General features: G+C 64.8%; 18 protein-coding genes. 7 read left to right on the top strand and 11 right to left on the bottom strand.

What is annotated here, in order from left to right; genetic code table 11:
- Positions 1 to 28: 28 nt before the first annotated feature.
- From X743_RS157470 to X743_RS157495, 6 genes are all read right to left on the bottom strand, one after another.
- Positions 29 to 1,027, bottom strand: coding sequence for an ABC transporter ATP-binding protein (locus tag X743_RS157470; RefSeq protein ID WP_023765386.1), 999 nt, complete (start codon positions 1,025 to 1,027; stop codon positions 29 to 31).
- Positions 1,028 to 1,253: 226 nt separating this feature from the next.
- The gene (locus tag X743_RS157475) at positions 1,254 to 2,315 is read right to left on the bottom strand and encodes a Gfo/Idh/MocA family oxidoreductase (protein WP_023765385.1); all 1,062 of its coding nucleotides are present in this window, start codon (positions 2,313 to 2,315) and stop codon (positions 1,254 to 1,256) included.
- Between the two features lie 247 nt (positions 2,316 to 2,562).
- The gene (locus tag X743_RS157480) at positions 2,563 to 3,402 is read right to left on the bottom strand and encodes a carbohydrate ABC transporter permease (RefSeq protein ID WP_023765384.1); all 840 of its coding nucleotides are present in this window, start codon (positions 3,400 to 3,402) and stop codon (positions 2,563 to 2,565) included.
- A gap of 227 nt (positions 3,403 to 3,629) precedes the next feature.
- Positions 3,630 to 4,559 carry a sugar ABC transporter permease gene (locus tag X743_RS157485; RefSeq protein WP_013891957.1) on the bottom strand — a complete coding sequence of 310 codons (930 nt, stop codon included), beginning with the start codon at positions 4,557 to 4,559 and terminating at the stop codon, positions 3,630 to 3,632.
- A gap of 246 nt (positions 4,560 to 4,805) precedes the next feature.
- Complete coding sequence (locus tag X743_RS157490; protein ID WP_023765383.1) at positions 4,806 to 6,065, bottom strand: ABC transporter substrate-binding protein; 1,260 nt, start codon at positions 6,063 to 6,065, stop codon at positions 4,806 to 4,808.
- A gap of 117 nt (positions 6,066 to 6,182) precedes the next feature.
- The gene (locus X743_RS157495; RefSeq protein ID WP_023765382.1) at positions 6,183 to 7,133 is read right to left on the bottom strand and encodes an N-acetylmuramic acid 6-phosphate etherase; all 951 of its coding nucleotides are present in this window, start codon (positions 7,131 to 7,133) and stop codon (positions 6,183 to 6,185) included.
- A gap of 198 nt (positions 7,134 to 7,331) precedes the next feature.
- Between X743_RS157495 and X743_RS157500 the strand changes: the two genes are divergently transcribed.
- The 6 genes from X743_RS157500 (at position 7,332) to X743_RS157525 (ending at position 14,442) form a co-directional block, all read left to right on the top strand.
- Entirely contained in the window at positions 7,332 to 8,213 is an 882-nt protein-coding gene (locus X743_RS157500; protein ID WP_023765381.1) for an N-acetylglucosamine kinase, read from the top strand.
- On the top strand, positions 8,210 to 8,992 hold the full coding sequence (locus tag X743_RS157505; protein WP_023765380.1) for a GntR family transcriptional regulator: 783 nt from the start codon (positions 8,210 to 8,212) through the stop codon (positions 8,990 to 8,992). Before X743_RS157500 ends, X743_RS157505 begins: the two co-directional genes overlap by 4 nt.
- Positions 8,989 to 10,020, top strand: coding sequence for an SIS domain-containing protein (locus X743_RS157510; RefSeq protein WP_023765379.1), 1,032 nt, complete (start codon positions 8,989 to 8,991; stop codon positions 10,018 to 10,020). The genes X743_RS157505 and X743_RS157510 overlap by 4 nt, the downstream gene beginning before the upstream one ends.
- Positions 10,017 to 11,183 (top strand): N-acetylglucosamine-6-phosphate deacetylase, encoded by a 1,167-nt coding sequence (gene nagA, locus X743_RS157515; protein WP_023765378.1) that lies wholly within the window; start codon positions 10,017 to 10,019, stop codon positions 11,181 to 11,183. The genes X743_RS157510 and nagA overlap by 4 nt, the downstream gene beginning before the upstream one ends.
- Before the next feature lie 16 nt (positions 11,184 to 11,199).
- Positions 11,200 to 12,312, top strand: coding sequence for an NAD(P)/FAD-dependent oxidoreductase (locus X743_RS157520; RefSeq protein ID WP_023765377.1), 1,113 nt, complete (start codon positions 11,200 to 11,202; stop codon positions 12,310 to 12,312).
- A 75-nt stretch (positions 12,313 to 12,387) separates the two neighbouring features.
- On the top strand, positions 12,388 to 14,442 hold the full coding sequence (locus tag X743_RS157525) for an ABC transporter ATP-binding protein/permease (RefSeq protein ID WP_023765376.1): 2,055 nt from the start codon (positions 12,388 to 12,390) through the stop codon (positions 14,440 to 14,442).
- A 38-nt stretch (positions 14,443 to 14,480) separates the two neighbouring features.
- Here the strand turns inward: X743_RS157525 and X743_RS157530 are convergent, their stop codons facing one another.
- Entirely contained in the window at positions 14,481 to 15,995 is a 1,515-nt protein-coding gene (locus X743_RS157530; protein WP_023765375.1) for a malonyl-CoA synthase, read from the bottom strand.
- On the opposite strand from X743_RS157530, the gene X743_RS1000000172005 reads away from it, so the two are divergent.
- Positions 15,994 to 16,137 carry a hypothetical protein gene (locus X743_RS1000000172005; RefSeq protein WP_023765374.1) on the top strand — a complete coding sequence of 48 codons (144 nt, stop codon included), beginning with the start codon at positions 15,994 to 15,996 and terminating at the stop codon, positions 16,135 to 16,137. The genes X743_RS157530 and X743_RS1000000172005 overlap by 2 nt on opposite strands.
- Before the next feature lie 38 nt (positions 16,138 to 16,175).
- Here X743_RS1000000172005 and X743_RS157535 read toward each other — a convergent pair whose 3' ends face one another.
- From X743_RS157535 to X743_RS157550, 4 genes are all read right to left on the bottom strand, one after another.
- On the bottom strand, positions 16,176 to 16,913 hold the full coding sequence (locus tag X743_RS157535) for a GntR family transcriptional regulator (protein ID WP_023765373.1): 738 nt from the start codon (positions 16,911 to 16,913) through the stop codon (positions 16,176 to 16,178).
- 400 nt (positions 16,914 to 17,313) lie between these two features.
- The gene (gene rpe, locus X743_RS157540) at positions 17,314 to 17,991 is read right to left on the bottom strand and encodes a ribulose-phosphate 3-epimerase (protein ID WP_023765372.1); all 678 of its coding nucleotides are present in this window, start codon (positions 17,989 to 17,991) and stop codon (positions 17,314 to 17,316) included.
- Between the two features lie 207 nt (positions 17,992 to 18,198).
- Positions 18,199 to 22,050, bottom strand: a complete 3,852-nt coding sequence (locus X743_RS157545; RefSeq protein WP_023765371.1) for a DUF11 domain-containing protein — start codon at positions 22,048 to 22,050, stop codon at positions 18,199 to 18,201.
- 10 nt (positions 22,051 to 22,060) lie between these two features.
- Positions 22,061 to 24,313, bottom strand: a complete 2,253-nt coding sequence (locus X743_RS157550) for a hypothetical protein (RefSeq protein ID WP_031257673.1) — start codon at positions 24,311 to 24,313, stop codon at positions 22,061 to 22,063.
- Positions 24,314 to 24,390: the final 77 nt, after the last annotated feature.

Genomic DNA, 24,390 nt, shown 5'->3' with positions numbered 1-24,390 from the left:
AAGGGGGGAAGGAAAAGCGCGAGCCGCGCTATTTGATCGTCTTGCCATCCGCGCCAAACCGATAGGTCTTCGCCGGATCCGGCGTCGCGTAAAGCGTCGCGCCAGGCTCCGCGTCATACACGCCGAAAATGCGCACCGTGATCAGCCCCGCCTTCTCGCAGTCAAGATAGAGGTTGGTGTCGGCGCCGAGATGCTCGGCATGTACCACCGTACCCTTCCAGCTGCCGGACTTCGGATCGACGGTCAGATGCTCCGGCCGCACGCCGATGGTCTTGGCGGTTTCGCCCAGTCTCGTCCCGTCGATGAAGTTCATCTTCGGCGAGCCGATGAAGCCGGCGACGAACTCGTTTGCCGGCGAATTGTAAAGCTCCATCGGTCCGCCGATCTGCTCGATCCTGCCGGCATTGAGCACGACGATCTTGTCGGCCAGCGTCATCGCCTCGACCTGGTCGTGGGTGACGTAGATCATCGTCGCCTTCAGCCGGCGATGCAGCTGCGCGATCTCCAGCCGCGTGTTGACGCGCAGCGCCGCGTCGAGGTTCGACAGAGGCTCATCGAACAGGAACAGCTTGGGCTCGCGCACCACGGCGCGGCCGATGGCGACGCGCTGGCGCTGGCCGCCGGAGAGTTCGGCCGGCCGCCTTTCGAGATAGGGTTCCAGCGACAGCATCGACGAGGCGATGCCGATGCGGCGGTCGATCTCGGCCGCCGGCGTGCCGGCCTGCTTCAGGCCAAGGCCCATATTGTTCTTCACCGTCAGATGCGGGTAGAGCGCGTAAGTCTGGAACACCATGGCAATGCCGCGCTTGGCCGGCGGCGTGGCGGAAACATCCGCGCCATCGATGACCACGCGGCCCGAGGTCGAATCCTCCAGCCCGGCGATGACCCGGAGCAAGGTCGACTTGCCGCAGCCCGATGGGCCGACGAAGACGACGAATTCGCCATCGGTCACTTCGAGGTCGATGCCCTTCAGCACCTCGACCGGCCCGAAGGCCTTCTTCACATTCTCGATCTTCAGCGAGCCCACGGCGATCCTCCGGAATGATGAGTCGGCGCCAGGGCGCGTCCCTCTGCCCTGCCGGGCATCTCCCCCTCAAGGGGGGAGATTGGCAGCGTTGGCCTTGCCGCCCATCTTGCAGCATTGGCGATTGGCGAAAGCGGTACCGACATTCGATCTCCCCCCTTGAGGGGGAGATGGCCGGCAGGCCAGAGGGGGGCCTCGTAGAGCGCGACCCCTGACGACAATTCCTTTGTCACAATCGCACCGCCTTTCCGCTGCGCACGCTCTCGTCGGCGGCGAGACAGACGGCGAGCGACTTCACTGCGTCGTCCATGTGTTTGGTGAGATCCAGATCCTCGCGGATCGCTTTCAGGACGAAGGCCTGTTCGAGATCGCAGAGATCCTGGTGGCCGGGCTCACCTTCCATCGACAGCATCTCGTCCGGCCTGGCGAACTTGCCGTCAGCGCCGGTCGCGGCACTGTGCAGGCGGATGGTCGAGGTCTTGGTGTGGGTGTCGATGTCGTCGGACTTCACGCCTTCCTTCATGACGATCGACACGCAGCCGTTGGGCGAGATGACATCCTTGACGAAGAAAGCGGTCTCGGAAATCATCGGCCCCCAGCCGGCTTCGTACCAGCCGACCGAACCGTCATCGAACAGCACCTGCAGATGGCCGTAATTGTACATGGACGGTGCCACCTCCTCGGTCAGCCGCACACCCATGCCGCGCACCTCGACCGGCTTGGCGTCGGTGATCTGCAGCATGACGTCGAGATAGTGGACGCCGCAATCGACGATCGGCGATGTGGTCTGCATCAGCTGCTTGTGCGTCTCCCAGGTATGGCCGGAGGATTGCTGGTTGAGGTTCATGCGGAACACGTAAGGGCCGCCGAGCTTGCGCGCCTCGGCGATCAGCCTGATCCAGGACGGATGATGCCGCAGGATGTAACCGATCACCAGTTTCCGGCCGTTGGCCTTGGCGGCCGCGACGACGCGTTTGGAATCGGCCACCGTCGTTGCCAGCGGCTTCTCGACGAACACATGGCAGCCGGCCTCGAACGCCCTGACCGCATAGTCGGCATGGCTGTCGGAATAGGTGGCGATGCAGGCGACATCGGGCTTTTCGTCGCGCAGCGCCTCGTCGAACGAACGCCTGATGCCGTAGCCCGTCAGTCCGTCCGGTAGCGGCACGTCGGAGCGATTGATGAGGGCCGCGATCTCGAAGCCCGGGTTGTGATGATAGGCCAGCGCATGGCTGCGGCCCATATTGCCAAGGCCGGCAACGACGACGCGAAGAGGTGGCTTAGAGTTCACCGAGATGCTCCAGATATTCCGATTTTTCCTGAGAGGGTGTCACCCCACCCGGCGCTGCGCGCCGACCTCCCCATCGAGGGGAGGTAGGGCGTTGGCGTGAACTTCCCCACTGCCAAGGAAGTCGTCCTGAGCTGAGGCCTCGGGCGGTTTAGAATGAAGCGGCGCCCTTCTACCTCCCCTTGATGGGGAGGTCGGCGCGAAGCGCCGGGTGGGGTGATGGCGCCGGCAGAGAATTGTAGTTCCCCGCTCACTTGACGGCTCCGGACGTAATGCCGCGGATCAGCTGCCGCGAGAAGATGACGTAGAGGATGAGCACCGGCATGATCGCCAGCGAGAGCGCGGCCAGGATGGCGTTCCAGTTGGTGACGAACTGGCCGAGGAAGAGCTGCGCGCCCAAGGTCACCGTCTTGGTCTCTTCCGATGGCGCCAGGATCAGCGGGAACCACAGATCGTTCCAGATCGGGATCATGGTGAAGACGGCGACCGTTGCCATCGATGGCCGCACCAGCGGCAGCACCAGGCGGAAGAAGATGGTGTATTCGGACAGGCCGTCGATGCGGCCGGCGTTCTTCAAATCGTCGGACACCTGCTTCATGAATTCCGAAAGGATGAAGACGGCAAGCGGCAGGCCTTGCGCGGTATAGACCAGGATCAGCGCCGTCAGCGTGTTGACCAGTCCGCTCGCCACCATCAATTGCAGGATGGCGACCGTGCCGAGCCGGATCGGGATCATGATGCCGAGCGCGAGATAAAGCCCCATCATCGAATTGCCGCGGAAGCGGTATTCCGACAGCGCAAACGCCGCCATGGCGCCGAACAAAAGCACGAAGAACAGCGAAGCGACGGTGACGACGAGGCTGTTCTGGAAATAATGGATGAAGTCGCCCTGGCCGATGACGGTGGTGTAGCCGATCAGGTCGAAGGTTTTTGGTGTCGGCGGCGTCAAAGGCGCGCCGAAGATGCCGGCGCGGGATTTGAACGAATTCATGATGACCAGGATCACCGGAAACAGCGCAATCGCCGTGTAGGTCAAAAGGATCGCGTGAGCGCCGATGGTGCGGGGGAGTGATCGGGTGGCGGTGCTCATTGGGAGGTCTCCTGACGAGCTACTTTGCCGAGGAAGGGCGCCCAGGCACCCCCCTCTGGCCTGCCGGCCATCTCCCCCGCAAGGGGGGAGATTGGCAGCTTCGGGCTCGGCGCTTCTCCTGCGACGTGGAAGATTGGCGAAAGCCTTCGTGACATCCAATCTCCCCCCTTGCGGGGGATATGGCCGGCAGGCCAGAGGGGGGTGTTCAAGCTCGACATATCCACCCCTCAGAACTGATAGCGACGCAGGCGCGTCTGGACGAGGAAGAGGTAGACGCAGACGCCGCCGAGGATGATCAGGAACATCATCGTGGCGATCGCCGCGCCCATATTGGGATCGCCGACCTGCAGCTGGAAGCCGAAGAAGGCGCGGTAGAGAAAGGTGCCAAGGATGTCGGTCGAATAGTTCGGCCCGGCGAGCGCGCCCTGCGCGGTGTAGATCAGGTCGAAGGCGTTGAAATTGCCGACGAAGGTGAGGATCGAGATGATGCCTATCGACGGCAGGATCAGCGGCAGCTTGATCTTCCAGAACTGCGACAGGCCGGTGATGCCATCGCATTCGGCCGCTTCGATCACCTCTTCGGGGATCGACAGCAGCGCGGCGTAGATCAGCATCATCGGGATGCCGACGAACTGCCACACCGAAATCAGGCTGAGCGCGGTCAGCGCGTATTGTTCCTTGCCGAGCCATGGCGTGAACAGGCTTTTCAGGCCGACCAAGTCCATCATATGCGGCGCCACGCCCCACAGCGGCGACAGGATCAGCTTCCAGGCGAAGCCGACGATAACGAAGGACAGGATCGTCGGCACGAAGATCGCCGTGCGGTAGAAGGCGGCAAATCTCAGCCTTGGGCTGGACAGCAATGCCGCCAGCATGACGCCGATCGGGTTCTGCACCAGCATGTGGATGATGAAGAACCAGGTGTTGTTCCTGAGCGCGTTCCAGAACCCGACCGACCAGTTGGGATCGCCGAACAGGGTGCGGAAATTTTCCAGTCCGACGAAGACCTGGGACTCGCTGACGTTGCGGAACAGCGACAGCTGCAAGGTGCCGGCGAGCGGCAGGATCATGATCGCCGTGTAAACGAGCACGGCCGGCGCCAGGAAGATGCCGATGTGCCAGCGAACAGGTCTTTTCGGTCGTATTTCTGCGGCCATGAGTTCGGTCCCCGCCGTCTCTCGGTTCCAGACGAATATTGATGCCAGATGATGCCTCGATGCACGGCCCGACATTCTTGCCCGGTGCGGCAAGAACAAAGGCCTGCGACTGGTCAGCTAGCCTTCCCAAGACCAGCAAGGGTAAGGCCACGAGGTGGTGCCGACAATCGCTATCTCTGCGGATGCAGACCAGGGGTATCCGGAACCGGCCAGGCTTGCGCCCGGCCGGCTCCGTTGCCTGAGCTCTTACTTCGCCGGCTTGTACCAGCTGTCGAGGCCGGTCTGCAGCTTCTTGGCCGCTGCTTCGGGCGTATCGGTGCCGTTGATGACGTTGGCCGATTCAACCCAGGTCTCGTTCTCGAGGTTCGGCGTGCCGCGCGACAGGATCTGGTAGGTCGAGCGGATCGTCGACTTGCACTTGCCGCGCCAGGAGACGAATTCCTGCGCCAGCGGGTCTTCCATCTTCACCGGCGCGGAGTTCAGGCTGAAGAAGCCCGGCAGCGCGTTGGCGTAGATGGTGGCGAAGTCGGGCGAGGCGACCCAGGACAAGAATTTCTTGGCCGCATCGGCATTCTTCGACGCTGCGTTCAGGCCCATGCCGATATCGGTATGGTCCGAGATGTAGCAGGTGTCGCCGGCCTTCTCGACCGGCGGCGGGAAGGCGCCCATCTTGAACTGGGCCTGGGTGTTGAACAGGCCGATTTCCCACGAGCCGGCCGGGTAGATGGCGGCACGGCCGAGCGTGAACAGGTTCTGGCTGTCCGGATAGGTCTGCGCCTCGAAACCGTCGCCGAGATACGGCTTCCACTTGGCCAGTTCCTCATACGGCGCGACCCAGTCCTTGTCGGTCAGCTTCTGGTCGCCCTTGATCAGCGCCGCACGGCCATCTTCGCCCTTCCAGTAGTTGGGGCCGATGTTCTGGTAGCCCATGGTGGCGGCTTCCCAGAGGTCCTTGGTGCCCATCGCCATCGGGATGTAGGTGCCGTCGGCCTTGATCTTGTCGAGTGCTGCAAAGAACTCGTCGCGGGTCTGCGGCACCTTGATGCCGAGCTTGTCGAAGGCGTCCTTGTTGTAGATGAAGCCGTGGATGACCGAGGCCATCGGCACGCAGAAGCTCGCCTTGCCGTCATCGGTCTGCCAGGCGGACTTGGCCACCGGCGAGAAATTCTCCATGCCGGGCAGCGCGGAGAGGTCGGCGAGGTTGCCCTTCTTGAACAGTTCGAGCGACTTGTCGAACGGGCGGCAAGTGATCAGGTCGCCCGCCGAGCCGGCGGCGAGCTTGGCGCCGAGCGCGGCGTCATATTCGGTCGGAGCCGATGGCGCGAACACCACCTTGATGCCTGGGTTCTTGGCTTCGAAGGCCGGGATCAGCTTGTCCTTCCAGATGGCAAGGTCGTCGCCGCGCCAGCTTTCGATGTTGAGGGTTACGTCAGCGGCGTGAGCCAACCCGGCCGAGCCGAGAATGCTGGTGCCCAGAAGCAGTGCCGTCAGTAGTTTCGTTGTCATGCTCAGTCTCCCTGTTGACCTTTTTCAGGTTCGGTTTTGATGAGAACAGAGGCTTTTGACCCCTTGCTCCCCTCGCAAGCCCGTTTCACCCCGATGGAAATCGGGATGAAACAGGCCCTACTTCTTTGTTCGAGCACGATCTTTTCCGAAAAGTGGGTTCCACTTTTCGGGATCATGCTCCAGCGCGGAAAGGGCTGGCCGCAGCTTCTGGCCGGTCCCTTCCAGCATCTTCCGCGCCGCATCGGCATTGTCGGCGCCGGCGGCGAGCAGAATGGCAGTCTTGACCGCGCCGCCGCTCTTCTCGAGCAGTTGGGCGGCTTCGTCCCTGCCGCGTCCGCTGACGGCGGCGACGATGCGCGCGGCGCGGTCGCGCAGCTTGATGTTGTCGGCCATGAGGTTGACCATGTAACCGTCATGCACGTGGCCGAGATGGACGGCGGTCAAGGTCGACAGCATGTTGAGCGCGATCTTCTGGGCGGTGCCGGCGCCCATGCGCGTCGAGCCGGCGATCACTTCCGGTGGCGTTTCGAGCAGGATGGCGGTTCCAGCCTGCTGGAGCAGGGCCGAATCCCGGTTGTTGGCGATGCCGATGGTGGCCGCCCCGCGGCGGGCCGCTTCCTCGATGGCGCGCACGGCATAGGGTGTCGTGCCGCTGGCCGAAACGGCGATCAGGCAGTCGCTCTTGCCGATGCCCGCACTGGCGACCGCCGCGGCGGCCTCCTCCGTGTCGTCCTCGGGCCCACCGGCCAGCGTGTGGAAAGCCTTGTCGCCGCCGGCAATCAGTATGGCGATGCGGTCGCGTTCGATGCCGAAGGTGCCGGGCAATTCCAACGCATCGGCCAGCGCCATCAGACCGGAACTGCCGGCCGCGGCATAGGCTAGCCTGCCGCCGCCATTCAGCCTGTCGGCGATGATCTCGGCAGCCTTGGCGATGGACGGAATGGCGCTGCGGACGGCCTTGGCGGCCTCGACCTGCGCATCGGCCAGCGAAGCAAGGATGGCTTCCGGGGCTTGGATATCCAGCCCCTCGGCATTCCTGTGAAGCGCTTCGGTGCGCGTTTCGGCCATCCCGGTACCTCCAATACCAGAACAATACCAAAAAAATACCACTTGTCCACAAGCATTAACGAGTTCGTGGCCCGGAAATCGCTGAGTCGACGAAATTCCTAGGATTTTCAATAAAATACGCCTTAATCTTTTTGAAACGGAAATTAACCCTTGGCTATTGGTATTTTATTGGTATTATCCGGCCGGAGGAGAAATCACGTGAATTTCGTGCTCGGTATCGATGGCGGCGGCACCAGCTGCAGGGCCGCCCTGGCAAATGCGGACGGCATGGTCCTCGGCCGTGCCAAAAGCGGCGCCGCCAACATCCGCACCGACCTTACCGGCGCCCGTTCGAACATCGTCGAGGCGGCGCGGCAGGCGTTCATCGCCGCCGGGCAGGACCCGGCGCTGATCCCGCAGACACCGGCCATTCTCGGCCTTGCCGGCGCCAATGTCGGCACCTACCGGCAGCAGCTCGAAGCGGTCCTGCCGTTCAGCGTCAGCCGCGTCGAGACCGATGCCGAGATCGCGCTGGAAGGTGCCGTCGGATCGGGCGACGGCGCCATGGCGATCCTCGGCACCGGCACCGCCTACATGGCGCGCAGACAAGGCAAGTCGCGCGCCATCGGCGGCTGGGGATTCCAGGTCGGCGACCAGGGCAGCGGCGCGCGCATCGGCCGCGACCTTCTCGAACAGACATTGCTTGCCTATGACGGCGTGCGCGAGGGGTCGCCGCTGACCGACAGCATGATGGCGGTTTTCCGCAACAATCCGGAGGACGTGGTCGAGTTCACCACCAATGCCAAGCCCGGCGATTTCGGCGGTTTCGCGCCCAAGGTGTTCGAACACGCCGAAAAAGGCGACAGCGTCGCCAACTGGATCCTGGACAGGGTAGTCGCCGATGTCGAAGCCTCGCTTGGCGCGCTCGATCTCGCCGAAGGGGCGCCGCTCTGCCTGCTCGGCGGCTTGGCGCCGCTTTACGCGCCGCGCCTGTCGGCGCGCTACCGGGCGCTCCTGAAGCCGCCGCTCGACGACGCACTGGGCGGCGCCGTGCAGATGGCGGTGCGGCTTTTCGCTGGACATAAGGAGGCGGCTCGATGAGCGACGCCGCCGACCAGATCTTCGCCACGCTGAAGCAGTCGGCGCAGAGCGGCGCGCCGCTCTATCTGCAGCTTCGCAAGAGCATCGAGGACGCGGTCAACCGCGGCCTGATCGGGCCGGGCGACGCGCTGCCTTCCGAGCGCGACATCGCCAGCAAGGCCGACATTTCGCGGGTCACCGTGCGCAAGGCGGTGCAGGATCTGGTCAAGGGCGGCATCCTGGTGCAGCGCCATGGCTCCGGCACCTTCGTGGCGCCGCGCATGGAGCGCGTCGAGCAGTCGCTGTCGCGACTGACCTCGTTCACCGAGGACATGGCGCGGCGCGGCATGGCGGTGCGTTCGGCCTGGCTCGACCGCGGCCTCTACGCGCCCTCGCCCGACGAGATGATGGTGCTCGGCCTGTCGTCGAGCGAACTGGTGGCGCGCGTGGCGCGCCTGCGCATCGCCAACGACACGCCGCTGGCGATCGAACGCGCATCGCTGTCGGCCAGCGTGCTGCCCGATCCGGCTGCCATAGGCTCCTCGCTCTACGCCGCCCTGGAGATGACAGGCAACCGGCCGGTGCGGGCGGTGCAGCGCATTTCGGCCGCCAATCTCGGCGACAGCGACGCGCGCCTGCTCGAAGTACCGCCGGGCATTGCCGGCCTGCACATCGAACGTATTTCCTATCTGGCGAGCGGCAAGGTGATCGAATTCACCCGCTCGATCTACCGGGGCGACGCCTACGACTTCGTCGCCGAACTGCGGCTGACAGGGCCGAGCGAAGAGGGCCGACCATGACTGAAATCACCCATATGCGGCGCGAGATCGAGGAGATCCCGCAGGCCGTCGCCCGCCTGCTCGACGGCTCCGGCACCGTGATCGAGGAAGCCGGACGCGGCATCAAGGGTCGCGACCCGCATTTCGTCGTCACCGTGGCGCGCGGCTCGTCCGACCATGCCGCCACCTTCATGAAATATGCCGTCGAGCTGACCGCGGGTCTTGCCGTCGCCTCGGTCGGCCCTTCCATCGCTTCGATCTATGGCCGCAAACTCCGGCTCGCCGGATCGGCGTGCCTGGCGATCTCGCAGTCGGGCAAGAGCCCCGACATCGTCGCCATGGCCGAGACGGCACGGACCGGCGGCGCCCTGACCATCGCCATCACCAACACCGCCGATTCGCCGCTGGCGCGCGCCTCTGACTATGCGATCGACATCCTGGCCGGGCCTGAGCGCAGCGTCGCGGCGACCAAGACCTTCATCAATTCCGCCGTCGCCGGCCTCGCCTTGATGGCGCATTCCACCGGCGACGCCGCGCTGCTTGCCGCACTTGCCCGCCTGCCCGAACATTTCGGCAAGGCGATCGCCTGCGACTGGATGAGCGTGCTGGCCGAAACGATCGAAAAGCAGAAGTCGCTGTTCATCCTCGGCCGTGGACCGTCCGCGGCGATGGCCAACGAGGCAGCGCTGAAATTCAAGGAGACCTGCGGCATGCATGCCGAGGCCTACAGCGCGGCCGAAGTCATGCACGGCCCGCTGGCGCTGATCGGTCCGGATTTTCCGGTGCTGGCGCTGGCCGCGCGCGATGCGTCCGAACCGTCCGTCGCCGAAGCCGCCGACAGCCTGGCGGCCAAGGGCGCGCCGGTGTTCGTCACCTCCGCGCTTGCCAACCGCGCCACGCGCCTGCCGCATGTCGCCACCGGTCACCCGCTGACCGACCCGCTGACGCTGATCGTCTCCTTCTACATGTTCGTCGAGGCCTTCGCGCGCCATCGCGGCCTCGATCCGGACACGCCGCGCAACCTTCGCAAGGTGACGGAGACCGTATGAGCGATCGTTTTGCCCTGACTGGCGCCCGGATTTTCGACGGCGACGACTGGCATGAAGGCGCGGCGCTCGTCGTGCGCGACGGCCTTGTCGAGGCTATTTTGCCCACCGGCGCCATCCCTTCGGACGTCCGCATCGTCGACACCGGCGGCGGCATGCTGGTGCCGGGCTTCGTCGACATCCAGGTCAATGGCGGCGGCGGCGTCATGCTCAACGACCACCCCGACGTCGCCTCGATCGAGACCATATGCCGGGCGCACGCGCCGTTCGGCACGACCGCGCTGCTGCCGACGCTGATCACCGACACGCCTGACATCACCGCCGCAGCGATTGCCGCCGGCGAAGCAGCGACGCTGCGGAAGGTGCCAGGCTTCCTCGGCCTGCATCTCGAAGGGCCGCATCTGTCGATCGCGCGCAAGGGTGCGCATGATCCGGCGCTGATCCGGCCGATGACGGACGCCGACCAGGCGATGCTGATCGCGGCGCGGCGGAAGCTGCCGGTGCTGCTCACCACGATAGCGCCCGAATCCGTCGAGCCGGCCCGCGTCACGGCATTGACCAGGGCCGGCATCATCGTCAGCCTCGGCCATTCGGACACCGGCTATGCCACGGCGAAAACCTTCGCCGAGGCGGGAGCCAGCGTGGTCACCCACCTGTTCAACGCGATGAGCCAGATCGGCAACCGCGAACCGGGGCTGGCGGGCACGGCGATCGACATCGGCACCTTGTCCGCCGGGCTGATCGCCGACGGCATCCACGTCCATCCGGCAACCATCAGGATCGCACTCGAGGCCAAGCAAGGGCCTGGCAAGATCGTGCTGGTCACCGACGCGATGGCGACGATCGGCACCGATATGAGCTCGTTCACGCTCAACGGCCGCACCATCTACCGCAAGGACGGGAGCCTCAGGCTTGCCGACGGGACGCTGGCCGGCGCCGACCTCGACATGATCTCGGCCATCCGGTTCATGCACCGCGTCGTCGGACTCGACCTTTCCGAAGCCTTGCGTATGGCCTCGCTCTATCCGGCACAGGCGATCGGCCAGTCGCACCGGCTTGGCCGCCTTGCCAACGGCACGGCGGCGGATATCGTTGCGCTGTCGGACGATCTCGGCATAGGAAGCGTCTGGATCGGCGGCGACAAGGTTTTTTCAGCCGGCGCGTAATCCTGGAAGCGGGCCCATGCAGGCAATCGACTGTGTTGTCGCCGGAGCAGGCGTCGTCGGGCTTGCCGTCGCCAGGGCGCTTGCCTTGTCGGGCCGCGAGGTGGTGGTCATCGAGCAGGCCGATGCGATCGGCACCGTCACCAGTTCGCGCAATTCCGAGGTCATCCATGCCGGGCTCCATTATGCGCCGGGCAGCCTCAAGGCCCGGCTCTGCGTCGAAGGCAGCCGACTCCTCTACGCGTACTGCGCCGAGCACGGCGTCGGCCATGCGCGGACCGGCAAGCTGATCGTCGCCAGCGAGCCAGGGCAGATGGACGGGTTGCGGACGATCCAGGCCAATGCGCGCCGCTGCGGGGTCGAGGACCTCGAGCTTTTGACGCGCGGCGAAGCCGAAAGCCTGGAGCCGGCGCTGACATGCGGAGGTGCGCTGCTGTCGCCGTCGACCGGCATTATCGACAGCCATGCCTTGATGCTGTCGCTGCGCGGCGACGCCGAGGCGGCCGGCGCGACCTTCGCTTTCCTCACCTGCGTGGCCGGCGCGACGATCGGCGCAGGCGGGATCCGTGTCGACACGCGCGATGCCGATGGCGAGACCTTCGCTTTGGAGGCCCGCGCCTTCGTCAACGCCGCGGGCCTCGACGCGCAGGCCATGGCCGGCCGGATCGAGGGGTTACCGCAAAGCCTCATCCCCCGGCAGTGGCTGGCACGCGGAAATTATTTCGCGCTTCCAGGCCGGTCGCCGTTTTCGCGGCTGATCTACCCGGTTCCGGTCGAAGGCGGCCTCGGTGTCCACTTGACGCACGATCTTGGCGGCAGCGCGCGCTTTGGGCCTGATGTCGAATGGATCGACCATGTGGATTACACGGTCGATCCAGGCCGGAGCGCCGTCTTCTACGAAGCGATCCGCCGCTATTGGCCCGACCTTGGCGATGGCGCCCTGCAACCGGCCTATGCCGGCATCAGGACGAAACTGTCGGGTCCCGGCCAGCCGGCGGCCGACTTCATGATCCAGGGGCCTGCCGACCATGGCCTCGGCCGGATCGTCAACCTGTTCGGCATAGAGAGCCCCGGTCTGACGGCAAGCCTGGCGATCGCCGATCATGTTGTCGCGCTGCTGTACCCGGCATGACCGGTGCCGCTGGAAGCTTGGCATCCCGAACAGACGTCATGAAACCTTTTGATTTTGAGTCCGTTGTCGGAACGTATGTCCGAGGCGAAACCCAAATCGACACCGGCCGACGGCATCAGACCGCGCGGCAATCCTAAGCCGCGTCGAGGAAAGTCGCGGCCGCAAGGGCCGCGTGACCAGACCCCTGGCGAAGAGAAGCCGCGCGAAGAAAAGCCAACGCCCGCCGACGCGGCGCCGGAGGTCGACGGTCAGGCGGGGCCGCCACCGGAAGCTATCGAACCCGATCCGCAGCTGACGCCCGAAGAGGCCGAGCAGGCACGCAAGAAATACCTGCTGCGGCGTTTTTGGATCGGCGGGCGCGGCTATTGGGGACGGCAGGGCGACAAGCTCGCCTGGCCGCTTACAATCGGGCTGTTGATCCTGATCGTCATCAATGTCGGCTTCCAATACGGGATCAACGTCTGGAACCGCGCGTTCTTCGACGCGATCGAGCAACGCAACGTCCACACCGTCTATGTGCTCAGCGCCATATTCCTGCCCCTCGTTGCCGGAAGCGCGAGCCTTGTCATCGCGCAGGTTTATCTGCGCATGACGATGCAGCGCCGCTGGCGATCCTGGCTCACGACGTCGGTCATAGCGCGCTGGCTTACCAATGGCCGCTACTATCAGTTGAACCTCGTCGCGGGCGACCATTCGAACCCCGAAGCCCGCCTCACCGAGGATCTGCGGATCGCCACCGAGTCGCCCGTCGATTTCATCTCCGGCGTGATCATCGCCACGCTGTCGGCCTCGACCTTCATCGTGGTGCTGTGGACGATCGGCGGAGCCTTGAGCTTCACATTGGGAGGCTCGACCTTCACCGTGCCCGGTTTCCTCGTCATCACGGCCGTGATCTATGCCGCGATCACCTCCACCTCGATGGTCATCATCGGCCGCGATTTCGTCCGGCTGTCCGAGGAAAAGAACCAGTCGGAAGCCGAGTTCCGCTACGTGCTGACCCGCGTGCGCGAAAACGGCGAGAGCATTGCCTTGCTCGGCGGCGAGGAGGAGGAGCGCAGCGGCATCGACAGAACCTTTGCCGGCGTGCTGAAGCGATGGGCACAACTGACCGGACAGCATATGCGCACGGCACTGGTCTCGCAGGGCTCCAGCCTGTTCGCGCCGGTCGTGCCGGTGCTGCTGTGCGCGCCAAAATTCCTCGAAGGCTCGATGTCGCTCGGCCAGGTCATGCAGGCGGCCTCGGCCTTCGCCATCGTGCAGGGCGCCTTCGGGTGGCTGGTCGACAATTATCCACGTCTTGCCGACTGGAACGCCTCCGCACGCCGCATCGCCTCGCTGATGATGTCGCTCGACGGGCTGGAGCGCGCCGAGCAGAGCGACGAGCTGGGACGCATCAAGCATGGCGAGACCGAAGACGGCGCGATGCTCAGCCTCGACAATCTTTCCGTGACGCTCGACGACGGCTCCTCCGTGGTCAAGGAAACAAAGGTCGAAATCGAACCGGGCGAGCGGGTGCTGGTGGCCGGCGAATCCGGTTCGGGCAAGTCGACCTTGGTGCGGGCCGTTGCGGGCCTGTGGCCATGGGGCGGCGGCAACGTCAATTTCCATGCCGGCAGGCGCCTGTTCATGCTGCCGCAACGCCCCTACATCCCCACCGGCACGCTTCGCCGCGCGGTCGCCTATCCCGCGGCGGCGGACAAGTGGACGATCAAGCAGATCAAGGCTGCCCTCGACAAGGTGGGGCTCGGCTATCTCACCGACAGGATCAAGGAAGAGGCGCCATGGGACCAGACGTTGTCGGGCGGCGAAAAGCAGCGCCTCGCCTTCGCGCGCCTGCTGCTGCATCGCCCCGATATCGTGGTGCTGGATGAAGCGACCTCGGCGCTCGACGAGACGAGCCAGGACACGATGATGATGACGGTGATCCGCGAACTGCCTGATGTCACCATCATCAGCGTGGCGCATCGCGCGGAGCTCGAAGCCTTCCACAGCCGCAAGATCACCCTGGAAAGGCGTGAGGGCGGCGCCAAGCTCGTCAGCGATATCGACCTCGTCCCGCGCAAGCGCAAACGCAGCTTGCTGAAGCGTGCCTTGTGGGGCTCCGGCTCCGGCGCTTCCAACCGCGGTTAGAGCGGTTCACCCTGTCTCCGAAAAAAGGCCTGGCCTGATCAGGACGCGTAAAGATCCTTGTAGGCATCGCGCAGAAGATTCTTCTGGACCTTGCCCATCGTGTTGCGCGGCAGTTCGTCGACGAAGATCACCTGCTTCGGATGCTTGTACTTCGCCACGCGCCCGGCGATGGCGCGGAGGATTTCGGCGCCGGTGATCCGCGACGCCGGCGCCCGCACGACGATTGCGGTGACGCCTTCGCCGAAATCCGGATGGGCGACGCCGATGACGGCGCTTTCCAAGACCCCGTCGAGCGCGTCGATCTCGCTTTCGAGTTCCTTCGGATAGACGTTGTAGCCGCCTGAAATGATCAGGTCCTTGCCCCGGCCGACAATGTGGACATAGCCGTCCGCGTCGATCATGCCGAGATCGCCTGTGATGAAGAAGCCGTCGGCACGGAATTCCGCCTTGGTCTTATCCGGCATGCGCCAGTAGCCGCCGAACACGTTTGGACCCTTCACCTCGATCATGCCGACCTCGCTTTGTGCCAGCGTCCTGCCGCTGTCGGGGTCGGCGATGCGCAGCGACACGCCGGGCAAGGGGAAACCGACCGTGCCGGCGCGCCGTTCGCCCTCATATGGGTTCGACGTGTTCATGTTGGTTTCGGTCATGCCGTAGCGTTCGAGGATGGCGTGGCCGGTGCGCTCGCGCCAGGCCCTGTGCGTCTCGGCCAGCAGCGGTGCCGAGCCCGACACGAACAGGCGGATTGTCTTCGTCGCCTCGCGGTCCAGGCCATCCTGCTGCAGCAGGCGTACGTAGAAGGTCGGCACACCCATCAGCACTGTTGCGCGCGGCAGCAGCGAGACGATGCGGCCCGCGTCGAATTTCTGTTCGAACAGCATCGAGGCGCCGGCCATCAGGACGACGTTGGTGGCGACGAACAGGCCATGGGTGTGGAAGATCGGCAGCGCGTGGATCAGCACATCGTCCGTCGTGAAGCGCCATTGATCGACCAGCACCCGCGCGTTCGAGGCCAGATTCTCGTGGCTGAGCATGGCGCCTTTCGAGCGACCGGTCGTTCCCGACGTGTAGAGGATCGCGGCAAGATCGTCCCCGCCCCGTTCGACATCATGGAAGTCGGACGACTGCCGCGATGCCTGGTCCGCCAGCGATCCCTGGCCGTTGCGGTCGAGCGTGACCACGACGGCGCCGGACGGCTCGATCATCGCAGCGACATCCGCAGCCCTTGCCGGATCGCAGACGATGACCCGAGGTGCCGCGTCGTCGAAGAAATAGCCAAGTTCGGTCAGCGTATAGGCGGTGTTGAGCGGCAGGAAGACGGCACCGGCGCGAACGCAGGCGAGATAGAGCAGGACCGCCTCCGGGCTCTTCTCGACCTGCACGGCCACCCGATCGCCGGGCTCGACACCCAGTTGCAGCAGCGCATGCGCGAGCTGTCCCGACCGCGCCAGCATGTCGCCATGGGTGAGCGAGCGGCCATCGTCGGTTTCCATCAACAGACGCCCGGGCGCCGGCATCCGGGACCGGAACGCATCGAACAGATGATTGCTCATGAAGTCTTCCTGCGGTGACGGCAATGGCGGCGCCGGGCACACGCTTCTGGCCGCATGCGTCGGCGGCGAAGCGTTCGCGTTTCCTGGCCGTGCCGTCAAGACCGCAAACGGCGATCCAGCCCGCAACGTCGGTCGCGAATGATTGGAATGATCGGCGATAGCCTGACGATCGAGGCGTCGCTAGCGTCGGGCGCGTTCGGCCGGGGCGGCGGCCGTTTCGTTCTGCTTGAAGCGCTCCATGCACATGGAAGCGGTCAGCTGGTAGTGATCGATCAGTGCCTGGACGGCACCGTCGGCATTGCCGTCCAGCGCGCATTCGGCGATCAGCCGGTGTTCGGCGAAATCGTCGCGCTGGATGCCTTCGCCGTCCCTGGCCATTTGCCGATAGCGATAAGCGTGATCGGAAAGCTGGTCGCAGAAACCCACCAGCCAGTGCGACCGGCAGGCCGAGATCAGCACCCGATGGAAGGTGCGGTGCAATTTCTCCCAATCCGGATTGATCGACGGGAGATCAGGCGGCGAGAGCCGTGACGCGCGCCCCAGGCGATGCAGCGCCAGCACCAGCTGTTCTTCCCATTCGGCGGTGCGGTGGGCAATGGATTCGCGAAGAGCGCGTTCCTCGAGCCAGCAGCGGGTGCGCGTCAGCTCCTCGAGCTCCATCGCGGTGACCGGCATGATGAAGAAGCCGCGCTGGTCGTGGCGGCCAAGAAGCCCTTCGGAGGCAAGGCGGTTGAGGGCTTCGCGAACCGGAGAGGCGCCGGCGCCATACTTGGAAACAACCCACTCGACCCGCAGCTTGCTTTCAGTTTCGAGAGCGCCGCCGAGAAGATCATCGCGCAGCTGATGATAGACGGTACTGGCAAGCGTGCTTTTGGATCCTGTGCCGTCGTCGTTCAGATTGGCAGCTCCGTAGGTCAAAAGACGACTCCTTTGTCCCCAGTTCTTAATTTGGGCAATTCGAGTCCGGAAACAGTCCCTCTCCGTACATGTACCCTATAACGCCTACCTTCGGGCGCTCAAGCAGAAGATCGCATTATCGTACTTTAGAACAAAGAAATATATGCCAATCCGCGCCGGCTCGCGCGGATTTTCATGCCGCTACAACCACTGGAAGCTTAACATGTTTTGTATGCACGCAGAATCATCTATTCCTCTGTGCTTGTGCGAGCATCTTTTCTGTCGCGCGCAAAGACAACGAAGCACGCGCCGCTATCAAGCGGCCTGGGCGAGGCTGATTCGGCCGTGCCGGACCCGGAGAGGCATCCGCACAAATCCTTAGCCGGCCTTTTGCAACTGGAAACGGATGACCGCGCCGTGCTTAGCCGGCAGCCTTGTCGGCCGCCGTCCGGATCGCCTCGATATTGGCACGGTAGGCCTCGACGCTGCCGCCCTTGAAGATGGCGGCGCCGGCGACCAGCACGTCGGCACCGGCAGCGGTGACCAGGGGCGCCGTTTCAGCCGAAACGCCGCCGTCGATCTCGATGCGGATCGGCCGATCGCCGATCAGCGCCTTGACCCGTCTCACCTTGTCGACGATCCCTGGAATGAAGGCCTGACCGCCGAAACCCGGATTGACGGTCATGATCAGGATCAGGTCGAGCCGGTCGAGCACGTATTCGACAGCGCTTTCCGGCGTCGCCGGGTTGAGCGAGACGCCGGCTTTCTTGCCGAGGTTCCTGATGGTCTGCAGCGAGCGGTCGAGATGCGGCCCGGCCTCGGCGTGCACCGTCATGCCGTCACAGCCGGCGTCGGCGAAGGCGGCGAGATAGGGATCGGCCGGCGCGATCATCAGATGGCAGTCGAAGAAGGCCTTGGTGCGGTTGCGGATCGCCTTGATGACCGGCGGGCCGAAGGTGATGTTGGGGACGAAATGGCCGTCCATGACATCGAGATGGATCCAGTCGGCGCCGGCCGCCACGACGGCCTCGACCTCGTCGCCAAGCTTGGAAAAGTCCGAAGCTAGCACCGAAGGTGCGATCAAGGTCTTTTTGCTCATCTCGCGGCCTTTCCGGGCGCCTTCATGCCGGTCACCCTGGACCGACTGCCTAATGCGCGGCGGGCGACTTGTCGAGGGTGCCGGCACGGCGGCTCCACAGGCTCGGGTGGCGTTGCGGCGTTGCGGCCAATTTCCGCTGCCTGGCGCCGTGACGAAAAACCCGCCGGATCGCTCCGGCGGGTTTTTCGTCTGGCATCGAGCAGATGGTTATTGCTGCTGGAGTTTCAGGATCCTGTTTGCAGCCGGATCCTGCTGCTGTTCGGTCTGCGGCCTGAGCCGTGGCAGCACCTGCTGCAGGAGCAGTCCCGGGTTGAGCTCCAGCGACGGCTGCCCGCGTATCGGCCGGCAGTTCGGATACCGCCCGATCGTGCCTTCCGGGCAGCGCCGCCTGATGATCGGCTGGCACTGGCCATCGATCATCTGCGAGCCCGGAGCGCATTCCGTCTGTTGCCTGGGCTTGCGGCATGCACCGTCGATCACCTCGGTCCCTCGCGGACAGACGCACTCGCCGCGCTTGTTGTGGACCTGGCCGCGGATGTCGCACTGCTCCAACTGCGGCTGCTTGCGCCGGCACGCATTGCCTTGCACCTCGGTACCCCGCGGGCAGACGCAATTGCCGTCGGCGTCGTGGACCTGGCCACGGATGGTGCACTGCTCGGGCTCCGGCCGGATCGGACGGCAGGCACCGTTGCGCACTTCGGTTCCTCTCGGGCAGACACAGTCGCCATCGGCGTCGTGGACCTGGCCACGGATGGTGCACTGCTCGGGCTTCGGCCGGACCGGACGGCAGGCACCGTTGCGCACTTCGGTTCCTCTCGGGCAGACGCAGTCGCCATTGGCGTCGTGGACCTGGCCACGGATGGTGCACTGCTCGGGCTTCGGCCGGATCGGACGGCAGGCGCCATTGCGCACTTCGGTTCCTCTCGGGCAGACACAGTCACCGTCCGCGTCGTGGACCTGGCCACGGATGGTGCACTGCTCGGGCTTGTCGGTCCTGACGCATTTTCCGTTCTCGAGCGCCGTGCCGCGCGGGCAGACGCAACGCCCGTCCTCGGTGCGGATCTGGCCTTCGAGCAGCACGCAGCGCTTCGGCGGCGGTGGCGTCGGCAGAACGTTGGTGCCGCCGCCGGTGCACTGGCCGTTGCGGAAGGTGGTGCCTTCCGGGCAGACGCAGCGGCCCGCATCGTTCATGACGAAGCCCGGCGAGCACTCCTTCTTCACCTCATGCGTGATGATGAAGGGGTGGCACGCATAGGTCTTGCCGCGATCGCCCTGCGCATTGGCCGTATCCTTGGACAAGACGTCGCCGCCGCCTTGCACCCGCGTGTCGGGAGACAGGACGCCAACGCAGTTCTGGCCGTTGACGTCGCCCTGCAGGTTGGCCAGGCGGCCGTCGTCGGGAATGACCACGGTGACATGATGCGACCGGCTTTCACCGGCGCCGAGCGACAGGTTGGCGATGCAGGACAGCGGCAAGGTTGCCGGCTCGGGCGAACAGCCGAAAGGCGGATCGATCGAGGTGATCTCGACACCGTCCAGCCGGCCGAGGCCTTCCACGCCGATCGCATCACCGATGCGGACCGGACCGGAGAAGGGGCTCGTCCCATCATTTGATATGGTGATGTCGAACGAGCAGGGCTGGCCGAGCCTGCATTCGCGGTCGCCGGTCTTTTCGACGCGGATGGTGGAAGAGCCGCCGCCCTTGGCGCAGGCCTGGCCGATCGGATAGACGACGTCGTCGCCGGGCGCCGGCCCGTAGGAGCCGCGCGCGCAGTTCTCGAACTCGCCATTCGCCGAGACCGTCACGTCGAAGTGGCGGCTGGTTCCGGGTGTCATGACGGCACCGGGAATCTTGCAGGGCAGCGCATTGGCAGGCACCGGTCCGCATGCCCATTCCGCGCCGTCTGGAGTGACGGTCTGGATCTGGACGGGTGCACCGCCGGCCACCAGCATGGCGGCATCGTTGACCCGCACCGGACCGGTGGGGGCAGCGGTGCCAAGGCTGATGACGGTGATGCGGCAAGAGACGAACGCGGCACCGGCGAGCGAGCCATTGCAGACCTTGGTGATGCGCAGGGTCGGCTTGCCGCCATTGGGATGACGGAAGCGTTCCTTGGCGCAGGCCCTGTTGTTGGTGAGGTCGACCTCACCGGGGATGGGCTTTACCGCCGCGCAGTTCTCGACCGTGTCCGACTGGTAGCCGGCCGGCATCACCGCCTTGACGACGATCGGCGTCGAGGCGCCCGGAGGCAGCGAGATGCCTGCATTGTCGCAGCGGAACTGGCCAGGACCGTTCGGTCCGCATGTCCAGGGCGGGCTCGGCCCGAAGGTCGAAGAGGCCGGCGCGCCGCCCGGGTAGTTATCGATGACCGTCAGCGGTCCATTGTAGGTGGCGCTGCCGTTGTTGATGATGTCGATCACGAAGTAGCAGATGCCGTCGGCCGTGCAGACCGGGACGCGGGCACGCTTCTTCAGGATCAGGTCGACCTTCTTCTCCACCGGCGGCTGGCAGTCGCGGTCGCGGTCGCCACGGCGGCAGATCGGGATCGAGGCGCAGCCACGGTCGTTCGACTGGCTGCCGAACAGCGGCTTGCCACTGGCGCCATAATTGTAGGTGGCGCAGTTGCGCAAGCTGCTGCCTTGCCAGCCTCCAGCCGGCTTGAAGCCGAGCTTGAGATCGACGGAGGCGCCCGGATTGAGCGTGGTCACCGGATGGGTGCAAATCATCGGGGTGGTGCCGGGTACGCAGACCCAGGGCGGATTGGGCCCTGAACTCAGCGTCGAACCGGCCGGCAGCGTCACCTCGTCGAGCACGATCTTGCCGTTATAGGGCGCGGTGCCGACGTTGGTGACCCTGATGGTGAAGTCGCAGCCGCCGCCCATCGTGCAACGGGTCACGTCGGCGCGTTTCTCGACCTTGAGGTCCGGCTCCTTATCCCTGGGCGGGCACTTCTGGTCACGCGGAATGACGATGTCGATGGTCTGCGTGCAGCACAGCCCCCAACCCTCCTTCGGGCCGGCATAGGTTTCGATGCCGGTGACGATGAGGTGGATGACGTCGCCGGGCGATGCGCCGATGATCTTCCAGTTGAGCACCCCGCCCCCCGCCGGCACCAGTTGCGTATCGGGAATGATGGTGATGCCGGGCGTGGTCGTCGAGACCTGGACCCACTTGCCGCCCATCTCCGAGCCTACCGGCATGTGGTAGATGAAGGCGCCGCCGCCTGGCACGCAATCGACCGCGCCGCGCTCCACCTTGAAGCATTCCTTGCCGGGAGGTGGCGGTGGCGGGTTGCATTTGGTGAGATCGATCCTGATCGACGTCTTGGCGCCGGTCTTATAGTCGCCGTCGTCGGGTTTGCCCGGATCCTGCGACGGGATGATGGTCCCGGTGCCGGTTCCGTTGGTCACCTTGATCAGACCCTGGTTGTCGACGATGGTCGGCGAGGGAAACGCCGCATGGTCGATCTTGGCGGTGATCTTGAAGGTGATGACGCGTTCATTCGGCGCGCCGGAGCCGTCGAGGTCGGAGGCGGAAATCCGGAAATCGGAAACCGTCGCCGTGTCGTTGGAACCCGCCGAATTGCTGATCGTGGCGCCCGGCAGCGGTCCGCCGGAGGAATCCGTGCCGTCGCCGGACACGTTCACGTTGACGATGGCAAGGCCGTGCGGGAGCTGGTCCTTGAACTCGATCCTGAGCTTGTTGAGCCTGGCCTCGAGACCTGGATCGGCAAAGCCCTGCGGATCGCCGCGCAAGCCGAAGCTCAGCGAATAGATGACATAGTCGCAGCCTCTTTGCGTGCCTGTCTTGGTGAAGAAGGGCACGATCCGGTCCGGCCGCGGGTTGATGATGCGTGAATTGTCGAGGTCGAGCCTCAACTCCGGGGTGATCGGGGCAGCGTCTTCCGCAAGGCTGGGCAGCGGGGTCAGGGTGGCGACCGCGATACCGGCCGCCATCAGCCAGCGCGCACCGCGCCTGGCGAGTGACAGGGGTTTCATGATCGTCTCCATGACGGTTTTTTGAGGGATCGCGGGTGAGGACGGGGCAAGATTTTTCATCTTCCCCTCCTCAACGTTCGCAGCTGACGGCTGGGGTACGGAGCGGCAAGGTCATCTTGCAGCAAGGGTAGTAGCCACCCTTGTCCTTGTCGGATTGCCTGTAGAAGCAAAGCCCGACATCCACTCTGTCGCCCGGATAATGGCCGGTGATATCGATCGTGTACGGCTTGCCCGGCGCATGCGACTGAGGTGATGTCACCCCGACGCCTGGCGTCCTGGATTGGGCCTTGATCGAATCGCCGCCGAAGCCGGCATGGTCATGGAGGTAGAGATCGGCCTCGAGCCCGCGCGGCGTGCAGAAATACCGCACGTCCTCGACATCGAGGCAGGGAGGCAGATTGCCGGGCGGTGGGAAGTCCGGCGGATAGAAGGGTGGCAGGTAGCCGCCCGGGATTTCCTCATAATAGCCAGCGCGGCCCTCGCAGGGGTGCCAGACGGCGACGTCGCCGACATGGCCTTCCACTTCGGGATCCTCGAAATAGCCGTCGAAGTCGATGAACCAGGAGCCGAAGGGCGGCACATTGGCCGGCCTGACCAGTTCCTTGGGTGTGATCTGCACGCCGTGCACGGCGAGCGGTCCGCCGGCGGCGAGTTTCTCGGCAAGGGCCGGATTGTCGCGCAATTTGTCGCCTGTGTTGACCAGCGTCTGGGTGCAGACCGAGGTGTCGAGATTGCCGTCGGCGTCATAGCCATATTGCAGGTCGAGGCCGCCGGCCGACTGCCGGTTGGCCTGCGGGAAACCCACCGCATATTCCTGCGGCGCTTCCACCCAGACCGATTCCGTCTCCGGATCGTCGGGATTTTCGCGCCAGTAGCGGATGACCTCGCCCTTGCCGGAATCGGCGAACTGGCTGTAATCGTAGCGGTTTTCGACCGGGCCGCGCTGGGCCAGGTACATGAAGCCGCTGTTGTCGAAGGCGATGTCGGTGACGGCATAGTCCTTGTCGGCCTTGACCGTCAGTTCCCAGCGCGGGTCGCCGGCAAAGGTGCCGTCGCGGGCAATGCCCACTGACCAGATTTCTGCCTTTTCGCCAACCGAGTAATAGAGCCGGCCGCCATGATAGGAGACGGCCCAGACGCGGCGTTCGTCCTGCGTGTAACCCCAGGTTTCGGGATCTTCGCTGTCGAAGGCGGCACCTTGTATGTCCATCACCGCGCCATCGTCGGCGGCGGGAGCCAGCCCGTGCGCGGGGCGCCCTGCAGCACCATGGTCGAAGGTGTCGATCAGTCTGCCGCCGGCGTCGATGCGATGGACGAGGCCGGTGTCGAGGTCGGAAGCGAAGAACTGGCGGTGGATCGGATCGAAGGTGAGATTGCCGATGCCGGGACCGCTGTTGGTGTCGATGTCGGCGAATTTGGCGACCTGGCCGGTGATGCCGTCGATCTTCCAGATGGTGCCCGGCCCGCCGCCGTTCTCGGTGCCGAACTGGCCCTTCATGAAGGTGGCGCCCGCCATGCCGCGGCGCTGCCGCTCCGGCCTGCCGTCCTCGTCGGTATCGGGCGTGACGATGCGGATGCCGTGCAGCGAGCTGGCGCCGGCATAGAGGTTCGGTATGCCCGACGGGACGCCATCGCGCACGCCGTCGTCATAAGTGAGGCCGAACACCTGGCCGATCTGGCCTGATGTCACCTCGAAAGGCGGCGGCGTGAAGACGAGCTGGCCCGAGGCCGGCCCGCCGAGATGCGAAACGTCGAACACGCGCAAGGTGGCGCGCGTGGTGTCGATGAAGGTTTCGTCGACGGGATCGACGCCGGGCGGCAGGCCCCCTTTTTCGGAATCAGGGGGGTCGAAATTGGGAATGATGGTGCCGGAAAATCCGGTAACCGCCATCGAACCGGGATAGATGATCTGGGTTTCCTGCGCCTTTGCGGCACCGCCAAGCCACAGGCCCGCGCCGAGCGCCAGCGCCAGCAAGCTGCCTGCGTGAACGGCGCGGCGCAAACGGCCCTCAAGAGAATATGTCAAAGGAGAATATATCGAAGAAGACACGCGCGTGCCGCGGACGCGAGACATGAAGCTACCCCCGTTAGCCACGGGAGAAACATCCGGCGTCGCCGCGCAAATCAGGGCAAGGAGCGGTGGTCCGGCACGTTTTTCCCTGATCGAATTGTCTGCTTTCCTCACGGTTACGTTACTACCGCTCTTACGCAGGGTCAACGGAATCAGCGGGAAGCCCAGCGCATCGACCCCGTCCCGAAGGCGGTGGTCGCGCCGAGCTCCTGTTGTTCCCGCGGACCTCGGAGCCTCGGGGTTGCTGGTCATGGGGGCTTCCTTTCCAGGCGCGCACCATGCGGCGCCTGGACATCAGTCGCGGGCGGAAGCGGAAAGGTTCATCGTCG

Origin of the sequence: Mesorhizobium sp. LNHC232B00 (assembly GCF_000502435.1) — a bacterium.
Classification (GTDB): domain Bacteria; phylum Pseudomonadota; class Alphaproteobacteria; order Rhizobiales; family Rhizobiaceae; genus Mesorhizobium; species Mesorhizobium opportunistum.
The sequence above is the reverse complement of the archived record's forward strand: the minus strand, read 5'-3'. Positions and strand labels throughout refer to the sequence as shown.